Source organism: Streptomyces sp. PA03-5A, assembly GCF_033792725.1.
Classification (GTDB): domain Bacteria; phylum Actinomycetota; class Actinomycetes; order Streptomycetales; family Streptomycetaceae; genus Actinacidiphila.
Genome location: NZ_JARAVL010000007.1, coordinates 151,025 through 164,618 on the forward strand (window position 1 = coordinate 151,025; position 13,594 = coordinate 164,618).

General features: G+C 73.6%; 12 protein-coding genes. 2 read left to right on the forward strand and 10 right to left on the reverse strand.

Annotated features, from left to right (window positions below):
• Positions 1-10: 10 nt before the first annotated feature.
• From PV410_RS10655 to PV410_RS10690, 8 genes are all read right to left on the reverse strand, one after another.
• A complete protein-coding gene (locus PV410_RS10655) occupies positions 11-631 on the reverse strand; it encodes a TetR/AcrR family transcriptional regulator (RefSeq protein WP_500323829.1) in 621 nt (206 codons plus the stop codon).
• A complete protein-coding gene (locus PV410_RS10660; protein ID WP_500323830.1) occupies positions 619-1,368 on the reverse strand; it encodes an enoyl-CoA hydratase family protein in 750 nt (249 codons plus the stop codon). The genes PV410_RS10655 and PV410_RS10660 overlap by 13 nt, the downstream gene beginning before the upstream one ends.
• Positions 1,368-2,957: a 4-coumarate--CoA ligase family protein gene (locus tag PV410_RS10665; RefSeq protein WP_500323831.1), complete on the reverse strand. Its 1,590-nt coding sequence runs from the start codon at positions 2,955-2,957 to the stop codon at positions 1,368-1,370. The genes PV410_RS10660 and PV410_RS10665 overlap by 1 nt, the downstream gene beginning before the upstream one ends.
• Before the next feature lie 29 nt (positions 2,958-2,986).
• Positions 2,987-4,189, reverse strand: coding sequence for an acyl-CoA dehydrogenase family protein (locus PV410_RS10670; RefSeq protein ID WP_500323832.1), 1,203 nt, complete (start codon positions 4,187-4,189; stop codon positions 2,987-2,989).
• Positions 4,186-6,078, reverse strand: a complete 1,893-nt coding sequence (locus PV410_RS10675) for an acetyl/propionyl/methylcrotonyl-CoA carboxylase subunit alpha (RefSeq protein ID WP_500323833.1) — start codon at positions 6,076-6,078, stop codon at positions 4,186-4,188. Before PV410_RS10675 ends, PV410_RS10670 begins: the two co-directional genes overlap by 4 nt.
• Before the next feature lie 13 nt (positions 6,079-6,091).
• Positions 6,092-7,630, reverse strand: coding sequence for an acyl-CoA carboxylase subunit beta (locus PV410_RS10680; RefSeq protein WP_500323954.1), 1,539 nt, complete (start codon positions 7,628-7,630; stop codon positions 6,092-6,094).
• A 20-nt stretch (positions 7,631-7,650) separates the two neighbouring features.
• Positions 7,651-8,448, reverse strand: a complete 798-nt coding sequence (locus PV410_RS10685) for a TIGR03084 family metal-binding protein (RefSeq protein WP_500323834.1) — start codon at positions 8,446-8,448, stop codon at positions 7,651-7,653.
• 189 nt (positions 8,449-8,637) lie between these two features.
• A complete protein-coding gene (locus PV410_RS10690) occupies positions 8,638-9,300 on the reverse strand; it encodes an HAD family hydrolase (RefSeq protein WP_500323835.1) in 663 nt (220 codons plus the stop codon).
• Between the two features lie 124 nt (positions 9,301-9,424).
• Here PV410_RS10690 and PV410_RS10695 point away from each other — a divergent pair, with 124 nt between their 5' ends.
• The gene (locus PV410_RS10695; protein ID WP_500323836.1) at positions 9,425-9,886 is read left to right on the forward strand and encodes a GNAT family N-acetyltransferase; all 462 of its coding nucleotides are present in this window, start codon (positions 9,425-9,427) and stop codon (positions 9,884-9,886) included.
• A gap of 55 nt (positions 9,887-9,941) precedes the next feature.
• On the opposite strand, the gene PV410_RS10700 is transcribed toward PV410_RS10695, so the two are convergent.
• Positions 9,942-10,907, reverse strand: a complete 966-nt coding sequence (locus PV410_RS10700) for an acyl-ACP desaturase (protein WP_500323837.1) — start codon at positions 10,905-10,907, stop codon at positions 9,942-9,944.
• A gap of 89 nt (positions 10,908-10,996) precedes the next feature.
• Positions 10,997-11,773 (reverse strand): dimethylargininase, encoded by a 777-nt coding sequence (ddaH, locus tag PV410_RS10705; protein ID WP_500323838.1) that lies wholly within the window; start codon positions 11,771-11,773, stop codon positions 10,997-10,999.
• Positions 11,774-11,875: 102 nt separating this feature from the next.
• Here ddaH and PV410_RS10710 point away from each other — a divergent pair, with 102 nt between their 5' ends.
• The gene (locus PV410_RS10710; protein WP_500323839.1) at positions 11,876-13,516 is read left to right on the forward strand and encodes an ABC-F family ATP-binding cassette domain-containing protein; all 1,641 of its coding nucleotides are present in this window, start codon (positions 11,876-11,878) and stop codon (positions 13,514-13,516) included.
• The last annotated feature ends 78 nt before the right edge of the window (positions 13,517-13,594 follow it).

Genomic DNA, 13,594 nt, shown 5'->3' on the forward strand with positions numbered 1-13,594 from the left:
AGCGGGCGACTCAAAAACCCCGGCGCAGCACCCCGTCCAGGACCGCCGACCACTCGCGGACGATGCCCGCCCGGCGGGCGCTGTCGTCGCTGAGGAGGTTCGCCAGCCCCAGGCCGCGGGCCATGTCGAGGGTGGCCTGGACGGTCTCCCTGACCCCGGCCACCGCCTCGTCCGCGCCGAGCATCTCCACGGCGAGCCGGTGCGCCTCCCGCCCGATGCGCGCCTCCAGCGAGGTGACCCGGGGCCGCAGTTGCTCCTCGTTCGCCGCGGCGACCCACAGGTGCAGGGCGGCCCGGAAGATCGGCCCCGTGTAGAGGTCGACGACCATGCCGACCACGGCGTGCGTGCGGGGCACGCCCTCGCGGGGGAGGGCGTGCGCGTGCTCGCGCAGGGCGACCAGCCACTGTTCGGCGACGAACTCGATGGCCCCGGTGAACAGGTCCTCGCGGGTGGGGAAATGGTGCTGGGCCGCACCCCGCGACACCCCCGCGCGCTCGGCGACCACGGTCACCGTGCTGCCCGCCCAGCCGCGTTCGGCCAGGCAGGCGACGGCGGCCCCCAGCAGCCGCTGCCGCGTGGCGCGGCTGCGGTCCTGCTTGGGCGTACGGGTGCCGGCGCTCACAGCGCCCATGGGGCCTCCCGCCGTTCGAGGAACGCCCGCATCCCCTCCGCGGCCTCGGGCGAGCCGAACAGCCGGGCCGACTGCTCGGTCAGCGCCGCGGCGTCCCGGTCGAAGACGCGCAGCACGGCGGCCGTCGTCAGCGCCTTGGACTCCGCGAGCCCCTGCGGCGACGCCGCGCGCAGCCCGGCGAGGATGCCGTCCAGCGCCTCCTCCGGCGCGGCGACCAGGCCGGTGCGGACGGCCTCCGCGGTGTCGAAGACCTCGCCCGTCAGGTAGTGCCGCGCGGCGGACCGGGCGTCCATACGCGGCAGCACGGTCAGCGAGATCACGGCCGGGGCGAGGCCGAGCCGTGCCTCGGTGAAGGCGAAGCTCGCTCCCGCCCCCGCCACCGGGACGTCACAGGCCGCCAGCAACCCGAGGCCGCCAGCGCGCACGTGACCGGTCACGTGCGCCACGACCGGCTTGGGCAGTTCCACGATGGCGCGCAGCAGCGCCACCAGCCGCCGCGGCCCGTCCGGCGACGCCGCCTCCTTCAGGTCCGCGCCCGCGCAGAAGGTGCCGCCGGTGTGCGTGAGCAGCACCGCCCGCGTGGCCGGGTCCTTGCCGGCCCGGGCCAGCGCGTCGGACAGCTCGTCGACCATGCGTGCGGACAGCGCGTTGCGGTTGTGCGGGGAGTCCAGCGTGAGCGTGGTGATCCCCCGGTCGTGCGCGCTCCGCACGCAGGGTGCCGCGGCGTCGTCGGTCATCAGGTGGTACCCCTTTCCCGGGCGCGCAGTTCACGCCGGAGGATCTTGCCGCTCGCGGCCCTCGGTATCGCGTCGGTGAACTCCACCCGGCGCACCTTCTTGTACGGGGCGACCTGCGCGGCCACGTGCGCGATCACGTCGTCCGGCGTGAGGCCGGAGCCCTGCTGCGGCACCACGTACGCCTTGGGGATCTCGTTGCCGTCCTCGTCCACCACGCCGATGACCGCGGCGTCGGCCACCCGCGGGTCGGTGAGCAGCACGGCCTCCAGTTCGGCGGGCGGCACCTGGTAGCCCTTGTACTTGATCAGCTCCTTGACCCGGTCGACGACGTGCAGCCACCCGCCGGCGTCCACCCGGCCGACGTCGCCGGTGTGCAGCCAGCCCTCCTCGTCGATCATGGCGGCGGTCTCCTCGGGCCGTCCCAGGTAGCCCTTCATGACCTGCGGACCGCGGATCTGGATCTCCCCGGTGCCCTCGGCGGCGGCGTCCCCGCCCTCCTCGCCGAGCGGCACGATGCGCATCTCGGTGCTGGGCAGCAGTTTGCCGACCGCGCCGGGCGGCGCGTCCCGCGAGTCCAGCGGCACCACGTGCGTGCCCGGGGAGAGTTCCGTCATCCCGTACGCCTGCAGGATCGGCGGCAGTCCCAGCCGCTTGGAGCAGGCCTGGGCCAGCTCCGCGTCGAGCGGGGCCGCCGAGCACAGCACGTACTCCAGCGAGCTCAGGTCGTGCGCGGCGACCGCCGGGTGCTTGGCGAGCGCCAGCACGATCGGCGGGGCCACGAAGAGGCCCTGTACGCGGTGGGTCGCCACCGCCTTCAGGAACTGCTCCAGGTCGAAGCGCGGCAGCACCACGACGGTGGCGCCCTTGCGCAGCGGGGCGTTCATGAGCGCGGTGAGCCCGTAGATGTGGAAGAACGGGAGCACGGCCAGGATGCGGTGCCCGGGGCCCATCGAAAGCGTCGGGTCCAGCTGGGCCAGGTTGGTGGCGATGTTGCGGTGGGTCAGCATCACGCCCTTGGGCACGCCGGTGGTGCCCGAGGAGTACGGCAGTGCGGCCAGGTCCTCGCCCGGGTCGAAGGTGATCTCCGGCTCGGGGGCGGTGGAGCCGAGCAGGTCCAGGACCGAGCGGTGGCCCTCGGCGCTGTCGCAGACGAGGATCTCCCGCACGCCGCCGGCCTGCTCCGCCGCCTTGCGTGCGGTCTCCAGCAGCGGCGAGACGGTGACGATCCACGAGGCGCCGCTGTCCCGCAGCTGCCGCGCGAACTCCTCGGCCGTGGCGAGCGGATGGACGGTGGTGACGGCCGCCCCGGCGCGCGTGGCGCCGTAGAAGACCGGCGGGTAGGCGATGGTGTTGGGGCTGTGCAGGGCGAGGACGTCGCCCTTGCGCAGGCCCGACTCGGCCAGCGCCGCGGCGATGCGGTGGGTGAAGGAGTCGAGCTGCGCGTAGGTGAGCGTCGTGCCCTCGATCCCGTCGACGAGCGCCGGCCGGTCGCCGAACTCGGCGGCGTGGCCCAGCACAGCCTCGTGGATCGGCAGGTCGATGGCGGGAACCGCGGGGTACTCGCTGTGGAACACGGCCGGCTGTGCCATGGCCGTTCCCCCTCCTCGGTAGGACGTGCTCAGTAGGACTTGGGCAGACCCAGCGTGTGGTGCGAGACGTAGTTGAGAATCATCTCCCGGCTGACCGGCGCGATGCGACCCACGCGCGACGCCGTGAGGAGGGAGGCCAGCCCGTACTCGGCCGTCAGCCCGTTGCCGCCGAGGGTGTGCACGGCCTGGTCGACGGCCTTCGCGCCCGCCTCGGCCGCCGCGTACTTCGCCATGTTGGCGGCCTCGCCGGCCGCCATGTCGTCCCCGGCGTCGTACAGGAACGCGGCCTTCTGCATCATCAGCCGGGCCAGTTCCAGCTCGATGTGGGCCTGTGCCAGCGGGTGGGCGATGGCCTGGTGAGAGCCGATGGGGGCCTTCCACACCTGCCGGGTGCGGGCGTAGTCCACGGCGGCGTCGAGCGCGAAGCGGCCCATGCCGATCGAGAAGGCGGCCGTCATGACGCGTTCGGGGTTGAGGCCCGCGAACAGCTGCAGCAGCCCCGCGTCCTCGTCGCCCACCAGGGCGTCGGCGGGCAGCCGCACGTCGTCCAGGTAGATGTGGAACTGCTTCTCGGGCGCCGACAGCTCCATGTCGATCGGCCGGAACTCGAAGCCCGGCGTCTCGCGCTCCACGACGAACAGGCACGGCTTCAGCTTTCCCGTACGGGCGTCCTCGGTGCGGCCCACGATGAGCGTCGCGTCGGCGATGTCGACACCGGAGACGAAGACCTTGCGGCCCGTGAGCAGCCAGTCCGAACCGTCCCGGCGGGCCGTGGTCGTCAGGCGGTGCGAGTTGGAACCGGCGTCCGGCTCGGTGATGCCGAACGCCATCCGGAGGGAGCCGTCCGCGAGCCCGGGCAGCCACCGGCGCTGCTGCTCCCCGGTGCCGAAGCGGGCGATGACGGTGCCGCAGATCGCGGGGGAGACGATGAGCAGCAGCAAGGGGCAGCCCACGGCGCCCAGTTCCTCCAGCACGATGGAGAGCTCGGCCAGGCCGCCGCCCCCGCCGCCGTGCTCCTCCGGCAGGTTGACGCCGAGATAGCCGAGCGCGCCGGCCTCCTGCCACAGCTTGTCGGTGTGCCGCCCCTCGCGGACGGCGTCGAGGAAGTACGAACGCCCGTACCGGCGGCCCAGGTCGGAGACGGCCTTGCGCAGCGCGCGCCGTTCCTCGCTCTCCAGCAGGACGTTGTCGAAGGTGCCGGTCGGTCCGTGCACAGCGGGCGTACCGCTCATGGGGAATCCTCTTCCTGAACGACGGCGAGTACGGCTCCGACGTCGACCTGGCGGCCGGCCTCGGCGTGCAGTGCGGTGAGCACACCGTCCGCCGGGGCGGCGACGCGGTGCTCCATCTTCATGGCCTCCAGCCACAGCAGGGGCTGCCCCGCGGCCACCTTGTCGCCGACGGCGACGTCCGCGACGCGGACGACCGTCCCCGGCATCGGGGCCAGCAGCGAGCCGGGCGCGAGCTGGGCCTGCGGGTCGGGGAAGCGGGGGAGCGCGGTGAAGCGGTGGGAGCCCGACGGGCCGTCGACGCACACCTCGTCCCCGTAGACCGCCACCTCGAAGGCCCGGCGCACCCCGGCGACCTCCAGCACCACGTGTCCCGGCCCGTGCTCCAGCAGGCGTACGTCCGGGTGGCCCTCGGCGGCGAGGCCGTCACGGCCGAGCCGGTAGCGGACCTCGTACTCCGCGCCACCCGGCTCGCCGCGGTAGGTCTTGGACTGCGGCGCCGACCGCACGTTGCGCCAGCCGCCCAGCGGGTGGCGTCCCGAGGCGTCGGCGAGCGCGGCGGCCAGGGCCGACAGCCGTAGCGCGGCCCCGTCCTGCTCCGGCGCCGGGCCGAGCCGGTCGAGGAAGGCCGTCGACAGCCGCCCCGCGGCGAAGTCCGGGTCGCGCAGCACCCGTACGAGCAGGTCGCGGTTGGTCACCAGGCCGTGCACGCGGGCCCGCTCCAGGGCGTGCGCGAGCAGCCGCAGCGCCTGCGGGCGGGTGGGGGCGTGGGCGACGACCTTGGCGAGCATCGCGTCGTAGTGCACGCCGATCCGGTCGCCGTCGCCGAAGCCCGCGTCCACCCGCAGGCCCGGCGCCTCCGGCACCAGGAAGCGGTGCAGGACGCCGGTCTGCGGCTGCCAGTCGCGGGCCGGGTCCTCCGCGTACAGCCGGGCCTCGACCGCGTGCCCGGAGGGCGCCGGGGGAGCGGCCGGGAGCCGCCCGCCCTCGGCGACGTCCAGCTGGAGCGCGACGAGGTCCACGCCGAAGACGCACTCGGTCACCGGGTGCTCCACCTGGAGACGGGTGTTCATCTCCAGGAAGTACGGCCGGCCGTCCGCCGACACCAGGAACTCCACCGTCCCCGCGCCGACGTAGCCGATGGCCCGCGCCGCCGCTTCCGCCGCCTCGTGCAGCGTCCGGCGCAGCGCGTCCGGGATACCGGGCGCCGGGGTCTCCTCGACCACCTTCTGGTGGCGGCGCTGCACCGAGCAGTCGCGCTCGCCCAGCGTCCACACGGTGCCGTGCGTGTCCGCCAGCACCTGCACCTCGATGTGCCGGCCGTCCTCGACGTACGGCTCCAGGAACACCTCGCCGTCCCCGAAGGCGGACAGCGCCTCCGCACGGGCGGCGGCCAGCTCCCGCTCCAGGTCGGCCGCCTCGCGGACGACGCGCATGCCGCGTCCGCCGCCGCCCGCCGCCGCCTTGACCAGCACGGGCAGGTCGCCTGGACCGGCCTCCAGCACCGGGACGCCGGCCTCGGCCATCAGGTGCTTGGCCCGGGTCTTGGAACCCATCGCCTCGATGGCCTCCGGCGTCGGCCCGATCCAGGTCAGGCCCGCCGCGATGACGGACCGGGCGAACTCGGCGTTCTCCGACAGGAACCCGTAGCCCGGGTGGACGGCGTCCGCGCCTGCGGCGAGGGCGGCCTTCACGATGAGGTCGCCGCGCAGATAGGTGTCGGCGGGCGCGTCGCCCGGCAGCCGCACGGCGGCGTCCGCCTCCCGTACGTGCGGGGCGGTCGCGTCCGCGTCCGAGTGGACGGCGACCGTGGCGATGCCCAGGTCGCGGCAGGTACGGAAGACACGGCGGGCGATCTCGCCGCGGTTGGCCACCAGCACTGATGCGATCACGGTCAGGTGCTCCTCACATCCGGAAGACGCCGAAGCCGCCACGGGCGCCCTCGACCGGTGCGCTGTGGACCGCCGACAGGCACACGCCGAGCACCGTGCGGGTGTCGCGCGGGTCGATCACCCCGTCGTCGTACAGCCGCCCCGACAGGAACATCGGCAGGGACTCGGACTCGATCTGCTGCTCCACCATCGCCCGCAGCCCGGCGTCGGCCTCCTCGTCGAAGGGCAGGCCCCGGGCGGCCGCGGACTGCCGCGCCACGATGGACAGCACTCCCGCGAGCTGCGCCGGCCCCATCACGGCCGACTTGGCGCTGGGCCAGGCGAACAGGAAGCGCGGGTCGTACGCCCGGCCGCACATGCCGTAGTGCCCGGCGCCGTAACTCGCGCCCATCAGGACGGAGATGTGCGGGACCTTTGAGTTGGACACCGCGTTGATCATCATGGCGCCGTGTTTGATGATGCCGCCCTGCTCGTACTCGCGGCCCACCATGTAGCCGGTGGTGTTGTGCAGGAACAGCAGCGGGATGTCGCGCTGGTTGGCGAGCTGGATGAACTGCGCGGCCTTCTGCGACTCGGCGCTGAAGAGCACGCCCTGCGCGTTGGCGAGGATCCCGACGGGATAGCCGTGCACCCGCGCCCAGCCGGTCACCAGGCTCGGCCCGTACAGCGGCTTGAACTCGTCGAACTCCGAGCCGTCCACGACCCGCGCGATGACCTCGCGAGGGTCGAAGGGGGTCTTCAGGTCGGCGGGGACGATGTCCAGCAGCCCGTCCTCGTCGTACAGCGGCGGGTCGTAGGCGGCGGCCGGGGCGGGGCCCTGCTTGCGCCAGTTGAGCCGGGCCACCACCCTGCGGGCGGTGCGCAGGGCGTCGGGCTCGTCCAGCGCGAAGTAGTCCGCGAGGCCGGAGGTACGGGCGTGCATGTCCGCCCCGCCCAGCGACTCGTCGTCGCTCTCCTCGCCGGTGGCCATCTTCACCAGCGGCGGGCCGCCGAGGAACACCTTGGAGCGCTCCTTGACCATGATCACGTGGTCGGACATCCCGGGGACGTACGCGCCGCCGGCCGTGGAGTTGCCGAACACGACGGCGACGGTGGGGATGCCGGCCGCCGACAGCCGGGTCAGGTCCCGGAAGAGCGCGCCGCCCGGGATGAAGATCTCCTTCTGGCTGGGCAGGTCGGCGCCGCCCGACTCCACGAGGTTGACCAGCGGCAGCCGGTTGGAGAGCGCGATCTCGTTGGCCCGCAGGGCCTTCTTCAGGGTCCACGGGTTGCTCGCCCCGCCGCGCACCGTGGGGTCGTTGGCGGTGATCACGCACTCGGTGCCCTCGATCACGCCGATCCCGGTCACCAGCGACGCGCCGACCGGGTAGTCGCTGCCCCAGGCCGCGAGCGGCGACAGCTCCAGGAACGGGCAGTCCTGGTCCAGCAGCAGCTCCACCCGCTCCCTGGCGGTCAGCTTCCCCCGCGACCGGTGCCGGTCCACGTACTTGGGGCCGCCGCCCGCGAGCGCCTTCTCGTGCTCGGCCTCCAGTTCGGCGAGGCGTTCGAGCATGGTCGTACGGTTCTCGGCGTTCACGCCGTTCCTCCCTCACGCGGCTCGCGGCCCCGCCCGGGCGGTCCCGCGAAGGCCTGGGCGATGTCCAGCCAGCGGTCGGCGTCCTCGCCCTCGGCACGTACGGCCAGGTCGGCGCGGTGCCGGCGGCGGGTCGCCAGCAGGCACAGGTCGAGCGCCGGGCCCGTGACGCGCTGCGCCGCGTCCTTCGGGCCGTACGCCCACAGCGTGCCGTCGGGGGCCGACAGCTCGACCCGGAACTCCTCGGCGGGCGGGGTCAGCCCGTTGACGAAGTACGCGTAGTCGCGGGCCCGTACGGCGATCCGCGCCACGTGCCGCAGCCGCGCGGTCGGCGGACGGCGGACACCGAGGGCGTCCGCGACGTCCTCGCCGTGCGCCCAGCTCTCCATGAGCCGGGCCGAGGCCATGGACGCGGCGCTCATCGGCGGCCCGAACCACGGGAAGCGCGTCCCGGGCGGCTGCGCCCGCAGCGCGGCCTGCAGCTCCGCCCGCCCCGAGCGCCAGCGCGCCAGTAACTCGGCGGGCGGCAGCGCCGCGCCCTCCTCGGCTCCGGCGTCGACGAAGGTGTCGACCGCGGCGGCGGCCTTCTCCACCACGGAGCCGAAGCCCTCCGGGTCGGTGACCGCCAGCACGGACTGCCGGTCGGTCCAGGCCAGATGGGCGATCTGGTGCGCGATCGTCCACCCCGGAGCGGGCGTCGGTGCCGCCCAGGCGCCCTCCGCGAGCGGGGCGACCAGGGCGTCCAGGCCCTCGCTCTCGTCCCGCAGATCGTCCAGTACGGGTGTGGGGTCGGACAAAGGTCCCCCTGAATGACGCAGCGTCAGCGAAGCCGTGTGCGTCACAGGCTGGCACCGCGGCAGGAAACAATCAAGCGTGCTTGCATGATTTTCCGCCTGGGCCCCGCTGCGGCGGCCACGCTGCTGTCGATGGCGACGTTCTCCGCCGCGGCCTGGGCCCTGGGCCCCGCCCACGGCTGACTCCCGTCGTCAGTGAACCGCCGCGACCAGGCGGCTCAGGGCGGGAAGCACGTCCCGCAGGTCCTCGCCGTCCACCGCGACGGTCGCCGCGGCCCGGGCGTCCGCCGAGGCGTTGAACGCCACGCTCAGCCCGACGGACGCGAACAGCGGCAGGTCGGAGCGGCTGTCGCCGACGGCCCCGCAGGCGCCGGGGGCCAGGGCCAGCCCTCGCGCGTGGGCGAGGGCGAAGTCCCTCTTGCCGTACTCGTCGAAGTGCCGGGCGACCCGGCCCGTGAACCGGCCGCCGGAGGTCTCCAACCGGGGGCCGCTGAACGCGTCGAAGCCGAAGCGCTCGCTCAGGTGGCCGCCGACCGGCGACCAGGCGAGGGTCGCCAGCACGGGCGCCAGTCCGTTCCGCCGGCACCAGGCCACCGTCTCCGTGATGCCCGTGACCAGGGGGAGCCCGTCGAGCCACCCGGCGACCCGTCCCTCGGGCACGCCCGTCCAGCCGGCGGCGTCCAGCTCGGAGACCTGCCGGTTGTCCATGGCGCCCCTGGCGTAGGCGTCCTCGGCCTCGCTCAACTCGTCCCGATGGCCGAGGAAGCCGGCCAGGAAGGCCGACGAGCTCGTGCCGGGCACGAGGGTGCCGTCGACGTCGAAGAACACCGCGCCCGCGCGACCGGAGGGGAACACCGCTCAAGGATGTCATCGGAGCCCACGCCCTTCCCCGGTGGGTCGCGGAGCCGGCCCGGGGCGGCCCGGCCTGCCGGGGGCGGAAAACCGATGACGCCGTGGCCTGCGCTGCCACGCTCGTGGCATGGAAGGTGTCGTGATCCGTCCGGCCCGCCCGCAGGAGCTGCCGTTCCTGGACGCGTTGGTCCTGAGGTCGAAGTCGCACTGGGTGGGCGGTCGCGTGGAGGACGTCCCCGACGTGACGCCGAAGCTCACGGCGGCGGACATCGCCTCCCGGTACGCCACCGTCGCCGAGAAGGACGGTGTGCCCGTCGGCTTCTACACGCTCAACGAGCACGAGGACTACCTGGGGATCGGTCTGCTGTTCGTCGACCGGACGTCCATCGGCACCGGGGTCGGGGGCCTGCTGTGGGGCCATCTGGTGCGGCGGGCGGTCGCGCTGGACGCACGCCTGCTCGGGGTCGGCGCGGAGCCGCGGGCCGAGGGCTTCTACCTGCGGATGGGCATGGTGAGCCGGCACGCGTTCGAGCACAACGGCGAACGCCTGATCTGGATGGTGGGCGAGGTCGCCGCGCTGGCGCGCTGACCGGCCCGCCGCGGTGGGGCCCCTCCGGGGAGGCGCCCCACCGCGCACCGCTTCGTCAGGCGCGCGCGGCCCGCCGGGCCATCAGGGCGTCCCGGCGCTCCTCGAACTTGCGTGCCTGGCTGTCCAGCTCGCCCATGAAGAAGCCCAGTTCCTCCTGTGCCTTCAGGCCCTCGGCGCCGAGCCCCGCGGTCTCCAGCACCTTCAGGTGCCGCAGTACGGGCTGGAGCACGTCGTCGTGGTGGATGCGGAGGTTGTAGATGCCGCCGATGGCGATCCGCGCCGCGGAGCGTTCGAAGCCGGGCATCCCGTGCCCCGGCATCCGGAAGCCGACGACCACGTCACGGATCGCCTGCATCGCCTGGTCCGGCGCCAGTTGCAGCGCCGCCGCCAGCAGGTTGCGGTAGAAGACCATGTGCAGGTTCTCGTCGGTCGCGATGCGCGCCAGCATGCGCTCGCACAGCGGGTCGCCCGACTCGCGGCCCGTGTTGCGGTGCGAGATGCGGGTGGCCAGTTCCTGGAACGCCACGTACGCCACCGAGTGCAGCATGCTGTGCGCGTTGTCGGACTCGAAGCCCTCCGACATGTGCTGCATGCGCAGCCGCTCCAGCTCCACCGGGTCCACGGCACGGGTGGTGAGCAGGTAGTCCCGCATCACTATGGCGTGCCGGCCCTCCTCCGCGGTCCAGCGGTGGACCCAGGTGCCCCAGGCGCCGTCCCGGCCGAAGAGGGTGGCGATCTCGTGGTGGTAGCTGGGGAGGTTGTCCTCCGTGAGGAGGTTGACCACCAGCGATATCCGGCCGATCTCGGTGACCTTGGACTGCTCGGGCGCCCAGGCCTCGCCGCCCATCACACCGTCGTAGTCGCGGCCCTGGCTCCACGGGACGTACTCGTGGGGCATCCACTCCTTGGCCGCCTTCAGATGACGGTTGATCTCGGTCTCGACGACCTCTTCCAAGGCGTACAGCAGCCTGGTGTCACTCCATGCTTCCGAACCGGCACTCTGGGACGGGGCAATGGTCACGCGGGGCTCCTGGCTGTTCGCTGAGAGTGCTTACGGAATCGTAAGTTACGAAACCGTAGGTTAGGTGACACTGAAAAGGCAACCCGCCGTCAGGCGTACAAGTTCCGCAGGCGAACGGACAGGCAGGTCACGCATCCCTCGAGCTTCTCGAACTCACTGATATCCACTGATACGGGCTCATATCCCCTATCACCCAGCAGCTCCGCGCTCCTCGGCGCGCTCGCCGCCATCAGCAGCCGCCCGCCGCCGAGCAGCACCACGTGGGCCCCCGCCTCCTCCGGCACCGGCAGGAAGCGGGGGAAGACCGACGGGTCGTCAACCAGCGGCGGATACCCGATGACCGTGCCGTCGGGCAGCGCCGTCACCGCCGACTTCAGATGCAGCACCTTGGTGACGGGAACGGCGACCACCCGCGCCCCCAGCGGCTCGAACGCGGACCGCAGCTGCCGGACGCCCTCGGCGTTGGTCCGCCCGCCGCGGCCCACGTACACGGTGTCCCCCGTCTTCAGCACGTCCCCGCCGTCCAGCGTGCCCGGCTCGCGGACGCGGTCGACCGAAAGCCCCAGCGCCGCCACCGCCTCCCCGACCCCGGCCGTCTCCGGGCGCCGGGACACGGCACCGGACCGGGCGAGCAGCGCGACGTCGCGGAAGACGACCACCGGGTCCTCCACGAAGACCGCGTCCGGGCAGTCGTCGGCGGCCGGCACCTCCACCGTCTCCCAGCCGTGGGCGCGCAGCGCCGCCACGTACCCCTCCCACTGGCGCGCGGCGAGTCCGGCGTCGACGGGGGAGCGCTCGACGTGCGTCACCAGCCCCTCGGCGAGGCGCGGACCCGGACGGCGGACGAGGGCCATCTTGCTCGGCACGGAAGGTTCCCTCCCTGGGATCGGGGACGGCCGGCGGCCGTCCCGGGCGCCACGCACGGGCCGCAGGGCGCGGGCCGGCGGGGCGATAGCATCGGCAGCCTGATGAGTGCCACTCTTGTCGTCAAGGATCTCGCCGCCGGCCACGGGGACCGCGTCCTCTTCTCCGGCCTCGACCTCGTCGTCGCCCCCGGCGACGTCATCGGCCTGGTCGGTGCCAACGGTGCCGGGAAGTCGACGCTGCTGCGCCTGCTCGCGGGCCTCAGCGCGCCCGAGCAGGGGCAGCTGCGGCTGAGCCCGCCCACCGCGACCGTCGGCCACCTCCCGCAGGAGCCCGAACGCCGCCCGGACGAGACCGTACGGGCCTTCCTGGCCCGGCGCACCGGGGTCGCCGCCGCCCAGGCCGAGCTCGACGCCGCCACGCAGGCCCTGGTCGACGGGGCGCCCGGCGCGGACGACGCCTACAACGACGGCCTGGAGCGCTGGCTCGCCCTCGGCGGCGCGGACCTCGAGGAGCGCGCCGAGGAGGTCACCGACTCGCTCGGGCTGACCGTCGGCCTCGACCTCCCGATGACCGCCCTGTCCGGCGGCCAGGCCGCCCGCGCCGGCCTGGCGTCCCTGCTGCTGAGCCGATACGACGTCTTCCTGCTCGACGAGCCCACCAACGACCTCGACCTCGACGGCCTGGAGCGGCTGGAGGCCTTCGTCAGGGGCCTGAAGGCGGGCACCGTCCTCGTCAGCCACGACCGCGAGTTCCTCACCCGCACCGTGACCAGGGTCGTCGAACTCGACCTCGCCCAGCAGCAGGTCAACACCTACGGCGGCGGCTACGCCGCCTACCTGGAGGAGCGGGAGACCGCCCGCCGTCACGCCCGCGAGGAGTTCGAGGAGTACGCCGACACCAAGGCCGCCCTGGAGTCCCGCGCCCGGATGCAGCGCAACTGGATGGAGCACGGCGTCCGCAACGCCCGCCGGAAGGCGAGCGACAACGACAAGATCGGCCGCAAGCTGCGCTCCGAGTCCACCGAGAAGCAGGCCGCCAAGGCCCGGCAGACCCAGCGCATGATCGAACGCCTCGACGTCGTCGACGAGCCCCGCAAGGAGTGGGAGCTGCGCATGGAGATCGCCGCCGCGCCCCGCGCGGGCGCGGTCGTCGCCACGCTGCGCGGCGCCGAGGTCCACCGCGGCTCCGGGTTCACCCTGGGGCCCGTCGACCTGCAGGTCGACTGGGCCGACCGGGTCGCCATCACCGGCGCCAACGGCTCCGGCAAGTCCACCCTCCTGGCCGCCCTCCTCGGCCGCGTCCCGCTGGACGCCGGCGCCGCCCACCTCGGGCCCGGAGTCGTCGTCGGCGAGGTCGACCAGGCACGCAGGCTCTTCCTCGGCGGCGAGTCGCTGCTCGACGCCTTCTGCGCGGAGGTCCCCGACACGGCCCCCGCCGACGTCCGCACCCTGCTGGCCAAGTTCGGCCTCAAGGCCGCCCACGTGCTGCGCCCCGCCGCCACCCTCTCCCCGGGCGAGCGCACCCGGGCCGCCCTCGCCCTCCTGCAGGGCCGCGGCGTCAACCTCCTCGTCCTCGACGAGCCCACCAACCACCTCGACCTGCCCGCCATCGAGCAGCTCGAGTCCGCCCTCGCCTCCTACGACGGCACCCTGCTGCTGGTCACCCACGACCGCCGCATGCTGGAGGCCGTCCACACCACCCGTCGCATCCGGGTCGACTCCGGGCGGGTCACCGAACACTGACGTCACGCCGCGGTCGTGCCGCGGACCCCCTCCCATGGGAAGATCGGCACCGTGACCGGGGTTGAAAGGACGACCTGT

What these genes read in the sequence shown, in the direction of transcription:
- PV410_RS10655 (WP_500323829.1), bottom strand. Translation starts at nt 631, where the DNA reads ATGGGCGCTGTGAGCGCCGGCACCCGTACGCCCAAGCAGGACCGCAGC.
- PV410_RS10660 (WP_500323830.1), bottom strand. Translation starts at nt 1,368, where the DNA reads ATGACCGACGACGCCGCGGCACCCTGCGTGCGGAGCGCGCACGACCGG.
- PV410_RS10665 (WP_500323831.1), bottom strand. Translation starts at nt 2,957, where the DNA reads ATGGCACAGCCGGCCGTGTTCCACAGCGAGTACCCCGCGGTTCCCGCC.
- PV410_RS10670 (WP_500323832.1), bottom strand. Translation starts at nt 4,189, where the DNA reads ATGAGCGGTACGCCCGCTGTGCACGGACCGACCGGCACCTTCGACAAC.
- PV410_RS10680 (WP_500323954.1), bottom strand. Translation starts at nt 7,630, where the DNA reads ATGCTCGAACGCCTCGCCGAACTGGAGGCCGAGCACGAGAAGGCGCTC.
- PV410_RS10695 (WP_500323836.1), top strand. Translation starts at nt 9,425, where the DNA reads ATGGAAGGTGTCGTGATCCGTCCGGCCCGCCCGCAGGAGCTGCCGTTC.
- PV410_RS10710 (WP_500323839.1), top strand. Translation starts at nt 11,876, where the DNA reads ATGAGTGCCACTCTTGTCGTCAAGGATCTCGCCGCCGGCCACGGGGAC.